Consider the following 21,601-nt stretch of genomic DNA (forward strand, 5'->3'; position numbering starts at 1 on the left):
CGAGGGTGGGGCCACCTCAAGCCATCACTCGGGCTCCAAGTGGGGCCAACTCAGGCTGGCACACTCAACCTTCGTGCGCCTGGCGCAGGACCGTAAACCCAACTCGTTCTGGTGCGCCTCCGACCCGGCCGACGTGGCCAGGGTCGAGGACAGCACCTACATCTGCTCAACCGATGAGGCCGACGCCGGGCCGACGAACAACTGGATGGACCCGGCCGCGATGAAACAGCGGCTGACCGGGCTCTACCGCGGATGCATGCGCGGTCGCACCCTGTACGTGCTGCCGTTCTGCATGGGCCCGCTCACCGCCGAGGACCCCAAGCTCGGGGTGCAGATCACCGACTCCGCCTACGTCGTGGTCTCGATGCACATCATGACTCGGATGGGCACGGCGGCATTGGACCTGTTCGGCGGCGGTGACGCTGTTGAGGCCGAGTTCGTGCCGGGACTGCATTCCGTCGGTGCCCCGCTGCAACCCGGCGAGCTCGACGTGGCATGGCCGTGCAACACCGCCAAGTACATCACCCACTTCCCCGAGACCCGCGAGATCTGGAGCTACGGATCCGGCTACGGCGGCAACGCGTTGCTGGGTAAGAAGTGCTACTCGCTGCGGATCGCTTCGGTGATGGCGCGCGACGAGGGCTGGCTCGCCGAGCACATGCTCATCCTCAAACTCACCTCCCCCGCACAGAAGGTCCACTTCATCGCCGCCGCGTTCCCGTCGGCGTGCGGCAAGACCAACCTGGCGATGCTGCGCCCCACCATCCCCGGCTGGAAAGTCGAAACGCTCGGCGACGACATCGCCTGGATGCGGTTTGGCCCCGACGGGCGCCTCTACGCGGTCAACCCCGAATACGGCTTCTTCGGTGTCGCCCCGGGCACTGGTGAGCACACCAACCCGCACGCCATGACCACCCTGGATCGAGGCAACTCGATCTTCACCAATGTCGCGCTCACCGACGAGCACGACGTGTGGTGGGAAGGCGCCACCGCCACCCCACCGCAGCACCTGCTGAGCTGGAAAGGCCAAGACTGGTCCCCGGCCAGCGACGAGCCCGCGGCGCACCCCAACTCCCGCTACTGCACCCCGGTCGCCCAATGCCCGATCCTCGCCCCGGAATGGGACGACCCGCAGGGCGTGCCGATCTCGGCGATCTTCTTCGGGGGCCGCCGTGCCACGACCGTGCCGCTGATCACCGAGGCCCGTGACTGGCAACATGGCACGTTCCTGGGCGCCACGCTGTCCTCGGAGACCACCGCCGCCGCTACCGGGCAGGTCGGTGTCGTACGCCGGGACCCGATGGCGATGCTGCCCTTCATCGGCTACCACGTCGGGGACTACCTGCAGCACTGGATCGACATCGGCAAGAACGCCGACGCCGCAGCCCTGCCGAAGATCTTCTACGTCAACTGGTTCCGCCGCGGCGAGGATGGCCGGTTCCTATGGCCAGGATTCGGCGAGAACTCCCGAGTGCTGGCCTGGGCGATCGCCCGCATCGAAGGTACCGGTGACGCGCTCGAGACACCGATCGGCTTCATCCCCACCGCCGAGGCACTCGACCTCGAGGGTCTCAACGTGCCCGCGGCGGCCCTGCACGCCGCCCTGGCCGTCGACAGCCAGCAGTGGCGAGCGGAGCTACCCCTGATCGAGCAATGGTTCGCCACCCTCGGCGACAAGCTGCCCGGCGTGCTGCGCGACGAGCTCGATCACCTGCGCTACCGGCTCGGCTGACCAGTCGCCCATCAGCGGCGGGATCCGGCCGAGGACTCCCCCCGGCAACTCGACCGGACCGGCCCCCACCCCCATGCGTCGAGAGAGAAGCGGCGATGACCGAGATCGAGCGGCACACCTACGACGTCGTGGTCATCGGCGCCGGCGGCGCCAGGTTACGTGCCGCGCTCGAGGCCCGCGCCCACGGCAAACGGACCGCCATCATCTCCAAATCGCTGTTCGGCAAGGCCCACACAGTGATGGCCGAGGGCGGCATCGCCGCCGCCATGGGCAACGTCAACAGCAACGACACCTGGCAGGTGCACTACCGCGACACGATGCGCGGCGGGAAATTCCTCAACAACTGGCGCATGGCCGAGCTGCACGCTCAAGAGGCACCAGACCGCGTCTGGGAGCTGGAAACCTACGGGGCGCTCTTCGACCGCACCCCCGACGGCACGATCAGCCAGCGCAACTTCGGCGGACACACCTACCCGCGACTGGCCCACGTTGGCGACCGCACCGGGCTGGAGCTGATCCGCACCCTGCAGCAGAAGATCATCTCCCTGCAACAGGAGGACTTCCGCGCGACCGGTGACCACGAGGCCAATATTAGGGTCTTCCACGAGACCACCATCACCGAACTGATCAAGACCGACGGGCGGATCGCAGGCGCGATCGGATACTACCGCAGCACCGGCAGGTTCGTCGCGTTCACCGCCGCAGCGGTTGTACTGGCCACCGGTGGGATCGGCAAATCCTTCAAAGTCACCAGCAACTCCTGGGAATACACAGGCGACGGTCTCGCTTTAGCGCTGCGCGCCGGCGCCACGTTGATCAACATGGAGTTCCTGCAGTTCCACCCCACCTGCATGGTCTGGCCGTTGTCGGTGAAGGGCCTGCTGGTCACCGAGTCGGTCCGCGGCGACGGTGCTGACCGTCGTCATGCTCGCGGTGGATCTGATCGCCGCGACCCAGCACCTGCTTCTGCACGGCGAGCTGGCCAAGGCCGAACCGAAGACGCTGCGCTACCGGCTGCTACACGTCACCGCCCGCCTCACCCGCGGACAGCGCCGGGTCTGGCTGCGGATCCAACGCACCTGGCCCTGGGCCCGCGACCTCGCCGCCGCGTTCGCCCGGCTCGCGGCACTACCCGTCCCGGCCGGTTGATCTTCCATACCGACACGACGAGCGGCAGGAGCTACCGGCAGAACCAGCACGCCGGCAGCACTGTCATGTCCACATCGAGAACCGCACCGTCCCGAGCATCGACCGCGGCTACAAGATCCATCCGGTCACCTCATGAATGACCGGGGCTAGGTTCGAGGTCTGCCGCCGCATGCGCGCAGCCCAGCCCGCCACCGTCATCGTCATCCTCACCGCCCGTACCGACGAGATGGACGTGGTCGTCGGGCTCGAGGCCGGCGCCGACGACTACCTCACCAAACCCGTCCGTCTCACCGAACTGCACGCCCGGATCCGCGCCCACCTCCGCCGCGCCGTCCCCTCCCCCGCACCCGACACGATCGCCACCATCGGCGACCTCGTCGTCGACACCGCCGGGCGCCGCGCCACCGTCCACGACCACGAGATTCCGTTGCGCGCCAAGGAATTCGACCTACTCGCCCGCCTCACCGCCGAACCCGGCGTCGCCATCAGCCGCACCACCCTCATGACCGACGTCTGGGACGAGCACTGGTTCGGCTCCACCAAAACCCTCGACGTCCACGTCGCAGCGCTGCGCAAACACCTCACGGCGCACGCCGAGCACGGAGATGTGCCACAGATCGTCACGCTCCGGGGCCACGGCTACCGGATCGAGACCCGGACCGACTGACCGAGGGTCCTGCCGGCTCAACCCGAAGAGCTGCGCGACCGCGGCCTCGTGGACACCGCAGGCGGGTAAACCCTTGCCGGCCGGGAGAGGACAGTCGATCGGTATAGATCGTGAACCTGCCCGCGAAGTCAACGTCCCCGTTGGCAGAACTCCGATCACAACATTCCGGACCAGGCCGCCCATACCTGTCACCACTCGCGGAAGACCCCCGCGTCGAACTTCATCTCGAACGCCCACCCCGCAGACGTCCGCACCGGACCAGCGGTGGCGAGCATGGGCCGAACCAGACCCTCAGTCCTACGGGTGCAGTCCAGCGTGGTCGGCCATACCTTCAGGGCGGTACCCCAATGTACCGCGACGAGCACGGGCGACGCGCCCCACGAGGAGAGCCGCGACACCGCCTGCGGCAGACCGGCCTCGGAGTCCGAGGCCGTGATGACGGCACCCCACGGACCGAGCTGCGGATCGCCGAGGGGACGGCTGCGCGGCGTCCTCATCGGCGGCCAGGGCGGCGGCGACGTCGTCCGGGTGCGCCGAAGCGCTGCGGACAGCGCTACCGCGTCCTCCATCGACATCTTCGTGCCGGAACCGACGGAGAAGTGTTGCGACGTGCACCGCGTCGCCGAGGAGCGCGACCGGGCGGGGGTCGAGCGTGTGCCATCGCTGCGCCCGGCGGGTGCGGAAGTCGCGCCACCGGGAGTTGTTCGTGAGCAGCCGCCGCTTCCCGTCGATCTGGCCGGCGAAGAGTCTCTCCAGGTTGCCTTTGGTGACCATGTCGCTGGCCCCGGGCGGCTGGGTGATGTCGAACTCGTCGAGCCCGGCGCGGCCCCGGGAAGCCTCGACTGTCTCCACGACGACCATCGAGACGTCGTCGGAGATCGGATAGCCGTGCACCGCGAACACCCGTCGGGGCTGCGCTCGTGGACGAAAGTCAGCACGTCGAACAGGTAGACCGTGCCGAACCAGATGAACTTGGCTGTCGCGGTGTCGAGCTCCACCCCCGAGGTCGGTGTCCAATTGCTCGCGGATCGTCGAGCTGCTCCGTCCGCGGCCACGACGAGGTCGTAGCCGGCGAGGTCGTCGAGAGTGATCTCGGCGGAGAAGCGCGGCTCGGCCCCGACGTCACGGGCGCGGGCCTGCGTCAGTGCGAGCAGCGTCTTGCGGACCAGCGCAGCCATGCGTTGCCGCCGCAGCGGATCCGTTCACCCTTGAGCCGGATCTCGATGTCGTCCCAGTCCCGGCCGTGGTCGGTCAGCGCCTGGCGCAGTACCGGATCTGCCTCGTGGATACCGGCCAGCGTGCGGGCGGAGAACACGACGCCGAAGCCGAACGTGTCGTTGGACTTGTTGCGCTCGAACACGGCGACCTCGGCGGACGGGTCGGCCAGCTTGATCCGGGGCAGTGGTTCACCAATCTCGGCAGCGACCGAGGCTGGGGTGACATCGCGATCCCGGGCTCGGGGGTCAACGGACGCGCCATCCCCGAGCACATGGGGCGGGTCATCGGTGGCGGCACCAGCATCAACGCGACCATCTGGGCGCGCCCGTTCAGGGCCGACCTGGATCACTGGGCGGACGTCACGGGCGATGCGGCCTGGGGCTACGAACACGGCCTGGAGATCTACCGTCGGATCGAGGACTGGCAGGGCGCTCCCGACGCACACTACCGGGGCAAGGGTGGCCCCGTGTGGTGTCAGCCGGCCGCCGATCTCTCCCCGCTCGCGCCCGCCCTTCTGGAGACGGCCGGCAGCCTCGGCCACCCGGTCCTGCCGGACCAGAACGGAGCGCGGGAGGAGAGTGCGGGTGGCTTCGCCCTGATGAACCAGATCATTCATGACGGTCGCCGGCACAACATGGCCAAGGCTTTCCTCTACCCGGTGCTGGCCCAGGACAACATCACCGTGCTGACCGGTGCGGACGTCGACCGGGTCGTCCTGCAGGGCGAGCGTGCCACGGGTGTCGAGGTGAGCATCGACGGTCGGAGTCGTGTCATCGGGGCCACCAGCGAGGTCATCCTCAGCGCGGGCGGCATCAACACCGCCAAGATCCTCATGCTGAGCGGTGTGGGTGACGCCGCGGACCTGCGAGCCCTGGGCATCGACGTGGTCGCGAACTCACCCGAGGTCGGCGCGAACTTCCAGGACCACATCCTGCACGGCGGTTGTCTGTGGGAGCCCGAGGAGGCCCAGACGCCGAGCAACAGTGCCGCCAACGCTGCGGGCTTCTGGAAGTCCAACAGCGCGCTGGCATCTCCTGACCTCAACATCGTCCAGATCGAGATCCCCTACGCCAGCGAAGTACTGGCCAAGCAGTACAACCCGCCGGCGAGCAGCTGGGCACTCTGTGCCGGTCTGGTCGCACCGAAGAGCCGCGGACGGCTGCAACTTCACTCGGCCGATCCCCGGGACCGGCCGATCCTCGACGCCAGGTTCCTGACCCACCCCGATGACGTCACCGCCCTGGCGAAGGGCATCGAGCTGTGTCGCGACCTCGGCAACTCCGTCGGCATGCGTACGTTCGCCAAGCGTGAGGTGGCGCCGGGCAAGAACCTCGCGGGGTCCGACCTGACCGACTTCATCCGCAACGGCGCCACCACCTACTTCCACGAGGTCGGGACGTGCCGTATGGGCCGAGACTCCACCGCGGTGGTGGATCCGCAGCTCCGGGTCAACGGCGTCCGGAACCTGCGCGTGGCCGACGCCTCGATCATGCCGCGCATCCCGAGCGTAGCGACGATGGCAACGTGCGTGCTGATCGGAGTGCGCATGGCCGAGATTCTGGGCGTCTGGCCGGCCAGCGGCCGCCTCGTTCGGTGGCCGCCGTCGACGGCGGCCACCGCTATCCGCGCAGGCCGTCGAGGAGCCGGTCCAGTGTCCGGCGCTCCTCGGCGCCATGTCCCGCGAAGATCTAGTTGAGGTCGTGGACGTGCACGGCCGCTGCCTGCTCGAGCTTGTCGTGGCCGGCCCCGGTGAGTACTGCGAAGGACGCCCGCCGATCTGTCGGACACGGGCGCCTGACGCCGACCGCGTCCAGATCGACACACCCTGAGCGGCAGCGAGCTCGCCGCGACAGCAGCAGGAAGGCTAGCGTCGGCACACGTTGTCGGCGACAGCCTCAACGATCGACGTGGCCGCACCGAGGCTGATACGCCACGCGGGAGTGGGCTAGGGCGGTGACTACTCGTCCCGCTTGGCGTCCTGTATCTCGCGGAGCTGCTCGCGCACCCGCTCAGCGTCCCAGCGGTGATGACCACCAGGAGTCGTGACCTCCGGCTTGATCATCCCTGCGTTCGTCCACTTGACCACGGCGCCACGGGACACCCCCAGCTCCTTCGCCAGTTCGCCCGTGGTGAGTAGTGGCACGTCGTCAAACGTAGTAGCTCACTGTAGGCAATGTTACCGTCTGTGAACGTAATCAACGTTCACGACGTTGTGTCCGATTATGAACGATTGATGCGTTAGACTCGTTGATTGTGGCTGACACCGCGCCTTCCGCCTGGACACGACTCGTTCACGAGCTGTCGACCATGCCGGACGTGACGAGGCGACTCCTCGCTCAGCACGCAGACGACGGGACCGGCTGGTGCAGTTCGTGCACCACGCCGGGCCGAGGCACTCCACGCGTCCGGTTTCCCTGCTCCCTCACCGCGCTGGCACAAGCCGCACAAGGTCATGCCTGCGCAGGTGGGGCTCTACTAAGAGGGCCTTGGACACGAGAGCCTCAGCAGGACCATCACCGGCGTCTCGAACGATGAGCGGGATTCAGAACGTCGCTACCGAGCTGAACCGTTAGCGGACGACAGCCCGGACGACCTCGCCACCGAGGATGGGCTTGTCAGCTGGGCCCTTGACGTAGGGGCCTCGGTAGAGCACGCGGTGTCGCTCTTGGGTGGGATACCACTGCCGGACCTCGTGCATCCGCACCACCCATCGATGCTGCCAGTCGCGTCCCGCCGCAGCACGACCACCCACAGATGCCGCAGACCGCAAGCTGACTACGCGCACGTCGGCTGACACCCCGGCGGTGCGAGCTCGGGTAGCCGCACTGTGGGTGACGTCCGCGGGCTCGACCTCGGCGATCCGCTGCTCGCACAATCGCCAGAACGCGTACAGGAACCTCTGCGCAAATCGCCCGTCGTGATCCGCTACCTGCTGTCCGGGCGCGTACTCGCCGATCACGCCACGCTCATCAACTCCGCCTTTTGCCTGCCCCGCTCGAGCATTGGCTGCGTACTGCCGCATCTGCTTGTTGTGGTCGTCGGCAACCTGTCGCTCGGCCGCCGTGAGGACGTACCGGAAGGGCTCAGATCGAATGCCGTCGAGTGTCCACGGAGGCAGCGGTGTCCCCTGCGCAGCAGCCTCGGCCGCTATGCGGATGATCGAGGCAGGCTGCAGCGGACCGCGGGCGGAGTCGTAGTTCGATATCTGCACGGCGGACAGCTCCTCCAGGCTGCCGTCCGTCGTCTCGCGCACGACTCGGGCCGGGGTTGACCAGGTGTAAGCACGGTCATCGCGAAGGTATCCATCGATCGACCGAACAAGGACGGGGTGCGGTAGCACCACAACGCCTGCCGGGCTGGGCAGATCGTCCTCGGAGATCAGTGCCAGATCCTCGGTGGTCAGGGCCTCGGAGGCGGCGAGCACGACGTCGCACATCGCCGGCGACAGTACGTAGAGCTGCGCCTTGGCCAGAAGTTCCGCCTCGCCATCGATGACCATGTCGGCCACTTCGTTCCAGTCCGATGAGTAGGGCGGGGCAAGCCCCAACCCGCCGAGGAAGAGGATCTTCGCGCGATCCTCATCCCCTCTCGTCTGCGCCACAACCAGATCGTGTACTTGCATCATCCTGCCCGCGAACCATGTCCGGGCGATCGGCGCGTTCGTCAGGAATGCCGCCGTCTCAATCCGCGCCTCGCGGGCGCTGCGGGCAGCTCCCACAGCCGTCCACTTCTTCGACCTGCCCATTCCATCCACTCCGGCAGTCAGTCGGTTTCCTCTCAGATGACAGTGTCCGACAGGAAGCACTACGCCGTGGCCGTTCGACGAAACTCGTGCCTCGAAATGGAAGCACAGCGAGATATGCTGCGTGGCAGCCATGGTCCGGAGCGGTGCGGAACGGGGGCGTTCCTCACCACAGCTCCGCGCAACGACTGACCTGCGGTGAACGGCCGATAGTGATCCAATCGGAGGCTGAACAAGGTCGAGTCGACCATGGGGCCTGACCACTGCCGTGGTGAGTTCGATCCTTGGCTGTCAGGCGTCGCTATCGCAACTGTCGTTCTCGTCGTGAGACTCAACTCCGAGCCGCTGCACGCGACGATCGATGTGCCCTGGGGACCCGGTGGCCTGACCCATGCCGCAGTCGGGACCACCAGGTCGATCTCCAGCCAGCGGACCGCCACCGTAAGCAACGTTCTCGTCGAACTTGCCGAGCACAGTGTCTGCGTGCAGATCCTCGGGGTTGATGTGCCGGCGCGGCGCCGGTCCAAGCTCAAAGGCACCCGGAATTGTCGGGTGGTGGTGCGCTTCTCCGCCTCGGAGTTCGACGCGATCCGGCAGGCCGCCACGTCGTCGGGGCTGGCGGTCGCGGCATGGCTCGGTGACCTCGCCGCCCGGTCGAGCTGTCGGACGGGCTGGAGCCTGGCATCGAACCGGCAGGACGTGGTGCGTCAACTGATGCGTGTTCGCCAGGACGTCGCACTGGCCGAGCGGGTGCAGCGTGAGGTCAAGGGTGCGGAAGTGCTGAAGCTGCTTTCGGCCGCGGTGCAACGCCTCGACGAGCTGGTCGACGGCGTTGTCGACGACCCCGGTCGGTGATCACGAGAGTCGTTCACGGATGGCGGCCAGGCGGACTGATCGCCTACCTGCTGGGGCCTGGACGCGCGCAAGAACACCACCGCCCTCGAGTCATCGCAAGTTGGGACGGCCGCGATGCCGAGTGGCAGCCGGCGTCGACCGGTCCAGGCGAGTACGACATGGAACTCGGCCCCCTCATCCGTGCCCTTCGCGCCCCTGCGGTCGCCGCCGGGCTTACCGAACATCCTGACGAGCTCGGCAAGGTCGGCTATGTCTGGCACTGCTCCGCGCGTCTGGCCACCTCAGATCGGGTACTGGGCGACGAGGAATGGGCGGGCATCGCGCGAGAACTCCTCGAGGGCGCCGGGGTGGCGTCGGAGCAGGATCCGGGTGGGCCGCGATGGGTCGCGATCCGCCACGCCGATGACCACATCCACATCGCTGTCGTGCTGGTGCGCCAGGACACCGGCCGCCGGTTCTGGCCCTATCGGGACTACCCGCGCCTGCGCGAGACCGCCGTGCGGATCGAGCACCGATTGGGGGTGACGATCACGGCGAACGCGGACGGGACCGCGGCACCTGCTCCGGGCCGCGGTGAGATCGAGAAGGCCACCCGCCAGGGTCGGGAGCCGGCACGTGTCGAACTCGCCCGTGCGGTTCGAGCGGCCGCGGTCGCGAGCACCGATCCGGAGTCGTTCATCGACGCATTGCGGGAGGCCGGGTACTCGGCGCAGCTGCGGCGCGCACCATCGGGCGACCCCCTCGGATTCAAGGTCGCTCGCCCTGGGGACGTGACGGCCAACGGGCAACCGGTGTACTACAGCGGCAGCAAGCTCGCCCCGGACCTGTCGATGCCGCAGCTGCTCGCCCGCTGGGCCGATATCCCCGATGGGACGGAGATGGGTGAACCGGTGCGGGTCGCCCGCCGGCAGGCACGCCGGGCGCATCTCTCCATCACCGATGCTCGGCGCGGAGATGGGATCGATGACCCAGAGGAGATCGTGCACGCCACCGGAGACCTGCTGACCGCGATTCGCGGTCGTCGCTGGGCAGGTGACGAGCTCGGTGTCGCGGCAGATCTCTACGATCGTGCATCCCGCCCACCCGGGCGGGTTGTCGGCCGCCCGAGCTCGGTGAGCCTCGGATTGCGGCGAGCGGCGAGGCAGCTGATCCGGCAGCGTCGCTCCGTCGTCGACGGAGACCTCACTGCCGCGATCGCGTTGCTGGTCGCGGTCGTGGCGTTGGTCCGGGAGATCGCCGGCTGGCAACGTGACAGCGGGCGTAGCCATCAGGCCACTGCCGCTCAGCAATCCGCCGAGATGATCGATCGCTGGACGAGCTCGGTGTCGACCATGGGCGTCGCTGGGGCAGCACGGTCGCGGAATCGATCTCCCGAGCACCTTGCCGTCGATGAGCAGCCACGCTTCTGAGGATCTCCCCGACAAGCCTTGTCGGTGGTGCGGCTGACCGGAATGCCGCGCGGCGCTCTGGGCGGAGGCGAGCAAAATGCGCGAGGGACAGGGCGAAGACGCCGTCGGCACGCTCACCGGGCGCCCGGACACGTCAGTGATGGCTCATCATCCCGGCGAACAGGACGCCGCTGTCGATGTCAGCCTGGGTGGTGTCTCGATCAAGATTTGGGACGTCTCGACCGCGCTGCGGATCGTGGACGTCTTCGATCAGCTGACCCGCGGGGCTCTGGCCCGCCTCCCGGTCGAATCCCGCCCGACCATCGGCGGATCCGTGCCGGAGGTGGTGATCTGTGCTGTCCAAGCGTCCGCGGTGTCTGGTCGTATCGTGCAGCATTCAGATGGCGACCGGGCAGTGGTGAGGATCGGCCGGCTGATCCTGCATCTGCGGGATCGGGAGGCATTCGGTGCGGTCTCGGCTGTGTTCCGCGAAAGCCTCATCGTCGCGAACACAGCGTTTGCGCAGATCACGCTCCCGGCACAGCGCAGCGCGGTGGAGACCGCGTCGCGGGTGTTCGCAAGCCATCGAGCTCGCCGCACGTCCGGTTCTCGGACGATGCGGACGGGGAGGGCGTGGCCCCCGGCCGCGCCCAGTCCTGGTCGATCGAATACAGGAGAGAGGCAGTTGGAATGACTGCTCCGGACTACCCGATGTTGGTATTGTCGAGCTCGGATCTGTACCAGCTGGCGCACATCGCGTCTTACATTGCCGACGCGCTGGCCAGGCACCGTCAGGCCGCCCCCGGACGCCGAGGCAACGAGGCACGTGCGGCAGCGGTGCGGGATCTCGCAGGTGGCAGAGCAGCTCTCGATGCGGCGACCGGCGTACGGACACCGACAACAGACACTGACATGCCGCAGCCGATCGACACCAGGACCCTCCACGCGGCCCGCGAGCTCTTGACCACCGGGCCGCGGTGGGCGGATATCACCCACCTGGCCGCCGCGGGTGGCTCTGGTTGGGCGGCGGTCGGGCACGTTCCAGGGGTCGGCCCGGTCGGCGCGCGGGCCGCGACGCAGCAGGTCGCAGACGCGCTGCGCCATCATTTCCTGACTCAGCCCGCCGCTGCTCTGGGCATGTGGGCGGTCGCGCCGCAGACCGCGCCGTTTCCACGGGTTCCGGACGCGGTGGATCTCGCGGCGTTCGTGGAAAGCCTCGACCCGTCCAGCCCGGACGCCGTCGTGGTGGCGCGGCATCTACGCGGATTGAGCCGGCGGACCGACGCGGCGATCCGCGGGCGGTTTGCCGGGATGAACCTGGACGCGCCGATAGCCACTGGACCCTCGTCCGCCGGCTCGCTCAACGAATTCGTCCCGGATCCAGCCCTCTCGGCGCCCGCTCAAGTATCGCGCCCTGCAACTGCGGCTGTCGCACAAGCAGCTCAGGCCTTCGCGCCAGCCGCTTCGGCTGATAACACTGCAGGGCCGCCGCGGACGCCGCGGGCACGAGCAGAAACGGATTTGCGCTACATCTGCGGTCTTGGACCTCAACCGGCCAGAGCGACCGCGACAAGCGTGCCGGCCAGCAGCGCCGGCCCATAAGGCACCACTGGACCACCGGCACTACCGTTGTATCCGTCGGCCGGTCGACGGTTGCGGAGCAGGGCGGCAGCGCCGATGAGGAGCGCCCACAGGATGACGCCCAGCGCGGTGGCATCCCACCACCCCAGCACTGCGCCGACGGTGGGGAGGAGCTTGATATCGCCCCAACCGACGGCTGCGGTCTGTACAAGCTTCACCACTAACGCGACGGATGTGATTCCCGCCGCCGTCAGCAACGAGCGCAGCGCCGCCGCGCCGTCGTGCCCGAGGATCGCGGCCACCGTGACCACGACGGCCGTCAGCCAGACCAGCGGGATCGTCAGGGCGTCGGGTAGACGCCGCTCATGGACATCGACCACCGTCGCGGCACCTCCAATGAGGACGAGCGGGATCAGGATGATCCCGTCTGCTCCGTCATGCCCGACCACTATCACCGCGACCAGTCCCGGCGCGCAGGCCGCCGCCGCGACGGTGCGGAAGCTCAGAGGTTGACGGGTGAGCAGGTTGCACCGGGCCAGTTTCACGATGTTCGGGCCGAGTAGTCCGCCGCTGAGCATTGCGACGAACCCGGTTGCAACCGACGCGGCCGTGCTGATGGTGGTCATGCGTGCCTCCTGCGGGTGCCGGTAGGCAGAAGCGCGTCGAGGATGGCGGACGTTTCGGGCGTCAGATCCTCGCCTGTGTCCTCGTTGCGGGCCTCGACGAGGATCGTGGCATACCGTTCGAGTTCGGACTGGTTGTTCTCCGCGTGCGCGATACGCATCAGATCCGTGAGCGGACGATCGAAAATGGCATCAACGTCGACGATTCGGGCGATGTCCGCAGCTCGGCGGGCCATCTCTGTGTCCCCGGAGTCGAGGGCGATGTCGACGAGCTCGTGGGCGGTGTCGACGACGTAGCCGGGCAGGTGCAGGTCGTGGCGTTGGTCGTCGTTGTCGAGCCAGGCGTAGCCGCGGTGGCGGATCGCAGCGAACAACGGCCCTCGCACCAGACTCAATGCGGTCTCGTAGTCGGCGACCGAGCCGGGATGGTGTGCGCCGCGGCGGGCCTGGGCGCGTTTCCGTAGGCGACGGAACAGGTCCCAGTCCAAAATATGGCCGCGGAGCCGGTAACTGGTGTCACGCTGCATGTCACTGACGAACGTGCGCTGCGGATCACCGTCCAGGCCGCGCCCGGCCCAGCGTCGCGCCCCATGAAAGGCCGTCCTTACGGTGGTGACCTTGACTGGGCTGCTCTCGGGCCATAGGTCTGTCAGGGCCTTGTCGGTGTTGACCCCGCCGGGATGCAGTGCCAGATAGACCAGGAGCTCGACGAGCCAGGCTTGACGCGTGGTCGGTGCGGTTCCGGGTGCCCGCACCATCGGCTCGCCCAGGATCGCGATCAGCGGTACCTCAGGTGTTCCGCCGGTGCGCCACCGCTGAAGGTCCCGGTCCAGATCGGGATCTTTTCGTTCGACGTGCTCCAGGCGCCGAAGCGCATCCGGGGTGGCGGGTTCGGGTCGTGGCTGTGGGACCTCGACAACTGCACCAGACTCCGGTACATGCCGGCCGGCGGGCAGCTGCTCCTCGTCCGGCCGCCGTTCGGGCACCATGGCGGCGGCCGGTGCTGCCGGGGTTGCGTCGGGCACGAGTGCCCCGTCGTCAGACATGCCCTCGGCCCACGAATCGTCGTTCGTGGCGAGGCCAACCGGCATGGCCGGCGCGGTGGCGGCGCTGAACAGGTCCGACAGACGTCCGCTCGTGTCGGCGGTGAGGGATGCGAAGTGCCAGGGACCGTCCGTCACATCCGGGACGGCGAGGGTGCCGTCGGCGTGGAGTCGAAGCGTCGCGCCATGATTGGTCGCCGTGGCGGTCAGGATCGCGACTCCGCACCGATCCCGGCCGCCGAGGTCCCCGGCAAGCTCGTTGAGGGAGACCCGGTCCTCGGCCGTAGGTTCGGTGGCACAAACGAGCAGGACCGGAAGCCACGAATCGGCAGCGATCCCACGCAGACGCCCGTCCATCACCGATCGGACCGGGTGCTGGTCGAGGGTGTCGTGAATGGACCGAAGGTGTGCTCTGACCGTGGCTAGCCCCGCGGCTAAGTCATCGACAACGCGGACTCGGTCGGGGTTGAGCACGCACATCTCCGCCCCGAATCCTGCGAGCAAGATCTCCACGTCCTCGGCCCATGGACTGTTCGCGAGCTCGGCGACGATATGCCGCAGCAAGCCCAGGACTGGCTCCCGGTCTCCGTCGAGGTGAACGATGCCCAGTTGTTCGAGGTCGAGCATGAGGGTCACGTCGGCCGGGTCGGTCGCAATGGAGACCAGCAAGGGAAACGGGGCCCCGTATCCGCCAGCTTCGCTCGCATCCATAGGCAGACCCGCGTCGCTGCTCAGGAGCCAGTCGTCAGAGTCATCGCCTCCAATCGCCACGAACGGTGACGGCAGCGAGGCGCGGTGAGCGAGTGTGAACATGGCCTGCTCAGGTGCTAGACGGGCGATCCACAGCGGCGGAGTCTCCACGCCGTGCCAGTTCGCGATCCCAATCGATCGGAGCGCGGTGTCGAGTAACTCGATGTCGATCCGGACGGGTTCAGCGTTCGTGGCGAGCCACTCCACCCGACCTGCCGTCGAGTCCGGGACCGCAATTCGGTGAAAGGCCGGGCGATACCGCAGCTGGCGACGTCGGCGGATCACCAGGGCACCGACCATCGACCCGACGATCAGCGTTGACGCCGCAAGTGTGACGGGCAGCGCAGCGGATTCCCCGCTCGAAGTCTGCGGTGTCGCTGAGGGAGCCGGAGTGTCGATCGAGGGTGGCGCCAATACGCTGAGGCTGGGTGCGGGGGTCGCTGTGTGGCTCGGTGCAGCCGCAGTCTGACCAGGCACTGCTGTAGGGCCCGATGTCGGAGCCTGGGAGGGCGCCGCAGTCTGCGAGGACGATGGCAGCGGCATCGGACTTCGTGTCGGTGACTCCGGCCCTGCCCCACGCGCGGGCGATGGTGGGATCGTGATCCTCGGCGACGGCGGTACAACCTCCAGGTGTGAGCCCGAGGCGGTGCCGCCGCGTGGCGGCAGGGTCAGCAACCAGCCCGGACGGATCACGTCAGGGTTCTCCAACGCGGCACCGTCGCGTTGGAGACGCCCGCGATTCTCAACGAACAGTGCTTCAGTATCCGCAACGGAGCCGACGCGATCCGCGGCAATGGAGGAGAGGGTGTCACCGGGCTCGACGGTGACGTCGGTGACAGCGGGGAGCTGCAGTCGCCAGCCGATGTTGAGTATCGACGGTTCAGCGAGGGTCCCGCCGACCTGCTGTGGAGTGCCGGCGTTCAGGTGATAAATCTCCCGCCATCGCAACGGATCACCGAGCTCGCGCTCAGCGATCCCCCACAACGTATCCCGTGCAACCACGACATGAACCTTTCCCACAGGTGGCTGAGCTGTGGCGGTGGTGGATGTGGATGCAACAGGTGCGGGCGCGGCGATCCATGACGTCGTCACCAGCAAGGGTGCAGCGATGGCCGGGCTCGCGCCGAGGCTAAGGAGGGCGGAGACCAATGTCGCGGCGACGGCGCGTCCTACCCCGAAGCCAGGTAGGGCGATCTGCAGCGCGGGACGCCGCGTGATCACCGACATGATCTCGGTGACCAGGGAGATCGCGAGGATCAGCCACGCGCCAGCACCAACCAGCACTAGCGCGCCGAGGAGGAGGCGCCCATCGTCGGGACGACTCAGCGCATCCACGACCTGGGCCCAGCTCGGCAGCGCGGACGGCAACAGCGGACGGCCGAGGAGCCACAGTGCGGTCGGGGCACCCAGCAGGATCGCGACGGTCGCGACTGCCGCGGCGCAGGCCCGTACGGCACGGCGTAGGACGGTCATGGGGCACCTCCGACGGGTAGGACCGGGACGAGGACGGCGTCGGCCGAGCCGTGGCTTTGCAGCTGATCGCGTCCGATCAGGCCGAGGATCAGCGTCGGGCGGGTCAGGACGACCTCGACGTGAATCCGGCCCGATGCGGTGATCGTGGCGACGCCGCTCGCGCCCGCCGCGGCGATGTAGGTCTGCGCTGCTGTCTGCGCGGCGACGGGGTCGACCACGGCCACGCCACGGAAGAGCGCGGCCGGATCAAGCGCCTGTCCGGCTGCACGGGCGGCCTCTTCGGCGACGGCATCGGCGCGAGCGAGACCCTGAGCTGCGCGGACACCGTCGAGGGCGAGACCGATCATCAGAATCATCGCGAGCATCGCGATGGCCATCGGCACGCTGACCGCGCCACCACCTCGTTCCGACTCCGTCATGGCTGTTCCCGCAGCTGGTCGATCGGGCTCAGGAAGTCGCCTGTCACCGCGTGGGTCCCAGATCCGGCAGGGAGCCCGAGATCAGACCAGCGGACTGCGCACCTCACGGTCGTGCGCACGGAGGCAGGCGCGCCGATAGGACGTCCGAACTCACTGGTGTCCACCAGCACGGTGACCGAGTCACACACCAACCCGTCGGCCATCAGGCTGTCGTTCGCGGCTTCCGAGGCCGCAGTCCGGGCTGCGGCCGGGTCACGCTGCAGTGAGGCAATCCGGGCGGCCGCGCGGGCTGCATGATCCGCAGCTGCTTCGGCCGTGACGAGACGCCCGGCCGCCATGGCGACCGCGATCAGCATCCCGATGACGAGAGCCAGGATCGCGGCCTCCACAGCCGGCGCCCCACCACGCTCACCCAGCCGTTCTGTGATCATGGTGTGATCCGTTCCAGCCCGCCCACGGCCTCGCGGGTCACCCGGATCCGGATGCCTGGCACCAACGCGGGTGCGTCGCCGCTGACTGTGACCCGCACCGTCGTGTTGTCGACCTTGGTGTCGATGTCGGTCGTGGTCAGGGTGTTGCCGGCGGCCTTGGTCAGGAATGCGGTGGCGCTCTGCCTCGCAGCCTGATCAGGTTGCGGCTGCCCGTAGGACCGTCCAGCTCTCACGCCATCCTCGGCAGCGGTCAGTGCCAACTGCCCGGCATAGAAGATCAGAGATACCTGCACGACGGCGAGGATCAACAGCAGCAGGACCGGCCACAGCAAAGCCATCTGCACACCGACCGCGCCGCCACGTTCCCGTTCCTCGGCACGCATGGCAATCAGCCGAGGGCGCCGAGTTTCTTGGCGACGAACGCGGCCACCCCGGCCGCGATCGCGCCGGCGACGATGGCACCCCCGGAGATGTGGAAGCTCTCGTCGGTGTTGCGTCCGCCGCCGCGCTCATCCACCGGCTCACACCTCCGTCGCAGCGCGTCGGAGAGCGCAAACACCCACACCGTGACCCGGTTCCGCATAGTTTCGATCATGACCATCTCCTTTGTGGTTGGTGGTTCAGGCGCTGGTCAACAGCGCCATGGCGACCGGATACAAGACCCATGCGACGGTGACGAACACCTGCACCGCACCGGGGGTGCTGAGCTGGCCACTGGCACGGTTGGCGTCGGCTTGTTCATCAGCCAGCAACTCGTCGCGCAGGCTCTCGGCTCGGGCCAGCAGGGTGGTGACCACGGCGCCGCCGTCCTGCCCGGCGGTAGCGGCGATCGAGGAGACGTCAGCGAGCTCCGTGAGATCGATCCGCTGCCCGAAGCGCCGAATCCCCTCCCAGGGCATCTCCCCGGCTCGCTCGGCCAGGTCGAGCTCGTCGTGCAGCCGGCGCATCGCCCAGCTGTCGGACAGCAGCCGAGCCGGGACAGTCAACGCAGTAGCGACGCCAGCACCGCCGAAACGCAACAAGCTGACCTGCTGCAGATAGGACACAAGCGCGAACCGCATCTCCATCCGTCCCCGTTCGGCTCGCGTGCCGACCGCAGCGCCGGCGCTGTTCCAACCGACGACAGCGCCCGCGATGCTGAACACAGCCGGCACGGTGAATCCGATCCCTGCGTCCAGCACCGCAAGGGTGGCTCCGAGCACGGGTCCGGCGACGGCATAGGCCAGTGCCGTCCCGGCCCGGTGGAGCAGGAACCTGTCCCGCTCGATCCCGAGCAATTCGAGATCGGCATCCATGACCGCACCGGGCAACTGCCTCAGCCAGGGCACGAGCAGCGACACCAACCAGGTTGATCGCGGCGCGCTCTTCGAAAGCGGCGGGCGGTGGAGTCGTTCGTCAAGGGCAGCGAGCGCGTCGCCCAGCCGCGGATGCGACGGCATAAACGCCGCAATCATGATGGCCACACCAAGGCCGAGGACGGCCCCGGCGGAGATGGCGAGGACCAGATACCCGTTCACGGCGTCGCCCCGGCGGTGCCGAGAAATCGGGGCGATGGGCGGCCCAGCGCGAGGTGGCGCATCCACATCAACAGAGCCACTGTGCTCAACAGCAGCACCGCCATGACGGACTGGCCCAGCGGCGTCCGGTAGGCGGCGGCGAAGCTTGGGGTAAGAGCGATCATCACCAGTATCGCGCCCTGGATCAACAACAGCATTTTGATCGACTGGCGCGACTCCGCACGCGCCGCTTCGACCTCACGGCGGCCACGCACATCACGTGCGACCCCGTCCGCCAGTTGCCGCAACACCCGGGCGACCCCGGTGCTCTGCTGGTCCAGTGCCAGCAACAGCGCGGCAGCAACGGTATCCCCGACGCGGTCGTCGAGGTCATCGGCGAAGCTGCGCAACGTCATCGACAGGTCCGCATCACCGTCGCGCAGTCGCAGCGCGAGCTGACGGATCGGGAGGCTGATCACGTCGTCGACATGCCGTGCGGTGAGTGCGATGGCTTGGGCGAGACCGATGGCACCGCCCCCGGTGAGCGTGTCGGCCATCCGCCGACACCAAGTTTCCAGGGCTTCGAGACGATCGATTCGGTTCTGCGCGACCCGCCCGGCTCCGAGCAGCCACGGCAACCACATGCCGACGGCGATCACGCCTGCGGCGGCGACCGGCCACCCGGTGCCGACCCATATTGCGATCCCGACCACCAGCCAGACGGCGACCCGCCGTCGCTGCTGGGGCGAGGACGCTCCGGGTGCGCGAGCCGCCTGCAAGGCGCGCCGTGTTCGTCCACGCCATCGCGGTGCCGGGGCAGCGGGGCGCCGACCGAGTTCTCCTCGTGGGTGGAGCCCGACGACGATCAGCAGAATGCCCACGATGAGTGTGGAGCAAGCGAGCGCCATCAGGATCTCGGTGCCCATCAGCGAACACCCTGTCCAACAGCGGCGTCGCGGCGGTGCAGGAAGCCGAGGTCGATACCGGCTTCCTCGAACGGTGCCCGGATCTGCGGGGCCATCTGGAACACTGCCCGCGGATCGCCGGAGTCGTTCGGGGCGAAGATGCGGTTCATCGCCACCCCTCCGCTCTCGGCAACGTCGGTGACCTCGGCGATCTCGGACACGAACCGCCGCCGTCCGCCGAGTGCGGGATGATCAAGCTGACGTAGGTGGACCACGTAGTCGATGCCTTGGGCCGCCAGGCGCGTCAAGAAGGTGTCCGACCAGCCCGCACCAGCGCCCTTCAGTGCGGCGGTCACGATCCGTTCGAACGCGTCCCCGGCGGAACCGGCATGCACAGTGCACATCGAGCCGGGCAAGCCGGCGCTCATCGCCTCCAGCATCGGCAGGGCCTCCGCGCCACGGACCTCCCCGACGATCACGCGGGTCACCGACATCCGCAATGTCTGGTGCAGCAGATCCGCCAAGGTCATCTCTCCGGCGCGGCGGCCCGTCACTGGATCGACCTCGGTAGAGCCGGCCCGCGCCTCGAACGCGATCAGCAATGGCGACCGGGCGGGCAGGCGGTGCAGGTTGAGTTCGAACTCCGTCTCGATCGTCGCGATCCGCTCGGTCGCCGGGATGGCCTTCGCCAACGCGCGTAGCAAGGTCGTCTTCCCCACCGCAGGCATGCCGGTGACGATGATGCTGCGCCGCGCCACCACCATCGCGGTCAGGAATCGGGCCATGTCCGACCCGACCGTGCCCATCCGGACAAGATCGGCGAGCGAGATCTCGACGAGCCGGTGTCGCCGGATGGTCACCACCGGGCGATCGGTCACATCCCTGACCGCTGCCAGGCGTGACCCGTCAGGCAGCTCCATGTTCAGGAAGGGTTGCGATGGGGAGAACGGGCGCTCGGTCGAGCCGTGATGTGCCGCGATGTACTGCAACTGCGTCACCAGGTCGGCGTCGGTGTCCGCGACCGGAGCGTCGGCACGCCGCACCGACCCGTCGATCATGCGCAGTAAGGGAGCTTCCGACCCGGTGATGTGAATGTCCTCGACGTTCGGAACGTCGAGCAACGCCTGCAACCGACCCAGACCCCACACGGTGTTCTCGACGGCCCGGATCACCGCCAGCTCCTGATCGCGGTCCAGCTGTGGGGAGCCGCCCTGGATGCGGTGCCGGGATTCCAGATCGAGTTCCGCTTCCAACCATTCCCGGATCAGGAGCCTCTGATCGGTGTGGCTGAGCCGGTCCCGATCATGTCGTTGGCCGAGTCGTTCAAGCACGGCGGTCCGGATCCGCTGGACCACCTCCGCATCGGCGCCAGGCCGGTCGGCGTTCATCGGACCGACCCGGTGACAGCGCGATCCGCAGCTGTACCCGCCAGGAGATCCGCGATTCTGCGGGCCCCACGCTGCAGAGCCGACCTGTGGAAGGTGCGGCCGGGTTGGGCGCCGTCGCTCCATACCACCGCCGCCGAGTGGTCATCAGGCAGCTCACCCAGTAACGGCACCCCACAGCCCGCTGCGATCTCGGCACTCGCATATGGGCGCCCGGGGCCGACAACAAGCAGCGACAATCCGGGATCGCCGAGATCGAGCTCGAGGGTCTCGCACAGGACCGGAACCAGGCGGGCGCTGGAGCGCGCCGCACGAAGCGAGGATCCCGTCACCAGCACGACCACATCACTGGCTTCGATCAACGGTCGTACGCCGTCGGCCGACAGGTAACGGCCGCAGTCGGCCAGCACGTCAGCGCCTGTGAGCCGCGCCAGCGGGCCGACAAGGCGATCCCACGGCACCCCGGCGGCTTGCCCCACGCCACCGAACCCGGCCAACGCAAGCGGGCAATGCTCTGCCGCCCGATACACGTGTCGGCGCAGGGCCTCCTCGACCGCCATGGTCCGGGAGGTGACCACGACGTCCATCAATCCGGCCCCTGGTGGCCATTGCCCCCGCCCGACCCCAGCCGAGAGGTCGCCACCAGACGGGTCGACATCGAGCACGATCGCTGCTCGGGGCCATTCCGCCGCGATCGCCAACGCTGCGGTCGTGGCTCCCGGGCTACCGGTCCCGGTCAGGAAG

Annotated in this window: 18 protein-coding genes and 3 pseudogenes; 9 read left to right on the forward strand and 12 right to left on the reverse strand. The window is 68.0% G+C overall.

All coding sequences use genetic code 11. The features are described from left to right. The 6 genes and pseudogenes from ACFPFQ_RS20225 to ACFPFQ_RS20250 form a co-directional block, all read left to right on the forward strand. Positions 1–1,732, forward strand: a 1,732-nt coding sequence (locus ACFPFQ_RS20225; protein ID WP_379621061.1) for a phosphoenolpyruvate carboxykinase (GTP), incomplete at its 5' end; no start/stop codon positions are given. A gap of 95 nt (positions 1,733–1,827) precedes the next feature. After that, positions 1,828–2,667 (forward strand): annotated as a pseudogene (locus tag ACFPFQ_RS20230) (FAD-binding protein); the annotation flags it as partial. Beyond that, a pseudogene (locus ACFPFQ_RS20235) lies at positions 2,621–2,881 on the forward strand (transposase); the annotation flags it as partial. The pseudogenes ACFPFQ_RS20230 and ACFPFQ_RS20235, both read left to right, overlap by 47 nt. A 154-nt stretch (positions 2,882–3,035) precedes the next feature. Next, positions 3,036–3,548: pseudogene (locus ACFPFQ_RS20240) on the forward strand (response regulator transcription factor); the annotation flags it as partial. Between the two features lie 303 nt (positions 3,549–3,851). Next, a complete protein-coding gene (locus ACFPFQ_RS20245; protein ID WP_379621063.1) occupies positions 3,852–4,499 on the forward strand; it encodes a hypothetical protein in 648 nt (215 codons plus the stop codon). A gap of 292 nt (positions 4,500–4,791) precedes the next feature. Continuing rightward, positions 4,792–6,462: a GMC family oxidoreductase gene (locus ACFPFQ_RS20250; RefSeq protein WP_379621065.1), complete on the forward strand. Its 1,671-nt coding sequence runs from the start codon at positions 4,792–4,794 to the stop codon at positions 6,460–6,462. 261 nt (positions 6,463–6,723) lie between these two features. Here ACFPFQ_RS20250 and ACFPFQ_RS20255 read toward each other — a convergent pair whose 3' ends face one another. Together ACFPFQ_RS20255 and ACFPFQ_RS20260 are read right to left on the reverse strand one after the other, a co-directional pair. Next, a complete protein-coding gene (locus ACFPFQ_RS20255) occupies positions 6,724–6,909 on the reverse strand; it encodes a MerR family DNA-binding transcriptional regulator (protein ID WP_379621067.1) in 186 nt (61 codons plus the stop codon). A 426-nt stretch (positions 6,910–7,335) separates the two neighbouring features. Continuing rightward, positions 7,336–8,643 (reverse strand): hypothetical protein, encoded by a 1,308-nt coding sequence (locus tag ACFPFQ_RS20260; protein ID WP_379621069.1) that lies wholly within the window; start codon positions 8,641–8,643, stop codon positions 7,336–7,338. Positions 8,644–8,832: 189 nt separating this feature from the next. On the opposite strand from ACFPFQ_RS20260, the gene ACFPFQ_RS20265 reads away from it, so the two are divergent. From ACFPFQ_RS20265 to ACFPFQ_RS20275, 3 genes are all read left to right on the forward strand, one after another. Then, entirely contained in the window at positions 8,833–9,363 is a 531-nt protein-coding gene (locus ACFPFQ_RS20265) for a hypothetical protein (protein WP_379621071.1), read from the forward strand. After that, positions 9,360–10,772, forward strand: a complete 1,413-nt coding sequence (locus tag ACFPFQ_RS20270) for a relaxase/mobilization nuclease domain-containing protein (RefSeq protein WP_379621073.1) — start codon at positions 9,360–9,362, stop codon at positions 10,770–10,772. The genes ACFPFQ_RS20265 and ACFPFQ_RS20270 overlap by 4 nt, the downstream gene beginning before the upstream one ends. 76 nt (positions 10,773–10,848) lie before the next feature. Further along, on the forward strand, positions 10,849–11,445 hold the full coding sequence (locus tag ACFPFQ_RS20275; protein WP_379621075.1) for a hypothetical protein: 597 nt from the start codon (positions 10,849–10,851) through the stop codon (positions 11,443–11,445). A gap of 853 nt (positions 11,446–12,298) precedes the next feature. Here ACFPFQ_RS20275 and ACFPFQ_RS20280 read toward each other — a convergent pair. From ACFPFQ_RS20280 to ACFPFQ_RS20325, 10 genes are read right to left on the reverse strand one after another with little or no spacing between them, the layout of a single operon-like run. Next, positions 12,299–12,958, reverse strand: coding sequence for a prepilin peptidase (locus tag ACFPFQ_RS20280; RefSeq protein ID WP_379621077.1), 660 nt, complete (start codon positions 12,956–12,958; stop codon positions 12,299–12,301). Further along, positions 12,955–16,221 carry a LysM peptidoglycan-binding domain-containing protein gene (locus ACFPFQ_RS20285; protein ID WP_379621079.1) on the reverse strand — a complete coding sequence of 1,089 codons (3,267 nt, stop codon included), beginning with the start codon at positions 16,219–16,221 and terminating at the stop codon, positions 12,955–12,957. Before ACFPFQ_RS20285 ends, ACFPFQ_RS20280 begins: the two co-directional genes overlap by 4 nt. Then, a complete protein-coding gene (locus ACFPFQ_RS20290) occupies positions 16,218–16,640 on the reverse strand; it encodes a pilus assembly protein TadG-related protein (protein WP_379621081.1) in 423 nt (140 codons plus the stop codon). Before ACFPFQ_RS20290 ends, ACFPFQ_RS20285 begins: the two co-directional genes overlap by 4 nt. Further along, positions 16,637–17,029, reverse strand: a complete 393-nt coding sequence (locus ACFPFQ_RS20295; protein ID WP_379621083.1) for a hypothetical protein — start codon at positions 17,027–17,029, stop codon at positions 16,637–16,639. The genes ACFPFQ_RS20290 and ACFPFQ_RS20295 overlap by 4 nt, the downstream gene beginning before the upstream one ends. 38 nt (positions 17,030–17,067) lie before the next feature. Beyond that, a complete protein-coding gene (locus ACFPFQ_RS20300; RefSeq protein ID WP_379621085.1) occupies positions 17,068–17,454 on the reverse strand; it encodes a TadE/TadG family type IV pilus assembly protein in 387 nt (128 codons plus the stop codon). Between the two features lie 5 nt (positions 17,455–17,459). Next, the gene (locus tag ACFPFQ_RS20305; protein ID WP_379621087.1) at positions 17,460–17,672 is read right to left on the reverse strand and encodes a hypothetical protein; all 213 of its coding nucleotides are present in this window, start codon (positions 17,670–17,672) and stop codon (positions 17,460–17,462) included. A gap of 19 nt (positions 17,673–17,691) precedes the next feature. Beyond that, a complete protein-coding gene (locus tag ACFPFQ_RS20310; RefSeq protein ID WP_379621089.1) occupies positions 17,692–18,588 on the reverse strand; it encodes a hypothetical protein in 897 nt (298 codons plus the stop codon). After that, entirely contained in the window at positions 18,585–19,493 is a 909-nt protein-coding gene (locus ACFPFQ_RS20315; protein ID WP_379621091.1) for a type II secretion system F family protein, read from the reverse strand. The genes ACFPFQ_RS20310 and ACFPFQ_RS20315 overlap by 4 nt, the downstream gene beginning before the upstream one ends. Then, positions 19,493–20,860 (reverse strand): CpaF family protein, encoded by a 1,368-nt coding sequence (locus ACFPFQ_RS20320; RefSeq protein ID WP_379621093.1) that lies wholly within the window; start codon positions 20,858–20,860, stop codon positions 19,493–19,495. Before ACFPFQ_RS20320 ends, ACFPFQ_RS20315 begins: the two co-directional genes overlap by 1 nt. Beyond that, positions 20,857–21,444: a hypothetical protein gene (locus tag ACFPFQ_RS20325; protein ID WP_379621095.1), complete on the reverse strand. Its 588-nt coding sequence runs from the start codon at positions 21,442–21,444 to the stop codon at positions 20,857–20,859. Before ACFPFQ_RS20325 ends, ACFPFQ_RS20320 begins: the two co-directional genes overlap by 4 nt. Positions 21,445–21,601: the final 157 nt, after the last annotated feature.

Source organism: Pseudonocardia sp. GCM10023141 (assembly GCF_042653605.1).

Excerpts from the sequence above, each read along its gene's own strand:
- ACFPFQ_RS20260 (WP_379621069.1), bottom strand. The coding sequence starts at position 8,643 with ATGGCTGCCACGCAGCATATCTCGCTGTGCTTCCATTTCGAGGCACGA.
- ACFPFQ_RS20275 (WP_379621075.1), top strand. The coding sequence starts at position 10,849 with ATGCGCGAGGGACAGGGCGAAGACGCCGTCGGCACGCTCACCGGGCGC.
- ACFPFQ_RS20280 (WP_379621077.1), bottom strand. The coding sequence starts at position 12,958 with ATGACCACCATCAGCACGGCCGCGTCGGTTGCAACCGGGTTCGTCGCA.
- ACFPFQ_RS20285 (WP_379621079.1), bottom strand. The coding sequence starts at position 16,221 with ATGACCGTCCTACGCCGTGCCGTACGGGCCTGCGCCGCGGCAGTCGCG.
- ACFPFQ_RS20290 (WP_379621081.1), bottom strand. The coding sequence starts at position 16,640 with ATGACGGAGTCGGAACGAGGTGGTGGCGCGGTCAGCGTGCCGATGGCC.
- ACFPFQ_RS20300 (WP_379621085.1), bottom strand. The coding sequence starts at position 17,454 with ATGCGTGCCGAGGAACGGGAACGTGGCGGCGCGGTCGGTGTGCAGATG.
- ACFPFQ_RS20305 (WP_379621087.1), bottom strand. The coding sequence starts at position 17,672 with ATGGTCATGATCGAAACTATGCGGAACCGGGTCACGGTGTGGGTGTTT.
- ACFPFQ_RS20315 (WP_379621091.1), bottom strand. The coding sequence starts at position 19,493 with ATGGGCACCGAGATCCTGATGGCGCTCGCTTGCTCCACACTCATCGTG.
- ACFPFQ_RS20320 (WP_379621093.1), bottom strand. The coding sequence starts at position 20,860 with ATGAACGCCGACCGGCCTGGCGCCGATGCGGAGGTGGTCCAGCGGATC.
- ACFPFQ_RS20325 (WP_379621095.1), bottom strand. The coding sequence starts at position 21,444 with ATGGACGTCGTGGTCACCTCCCGGACCATGGCGGTCGAGGAGGCCCTG.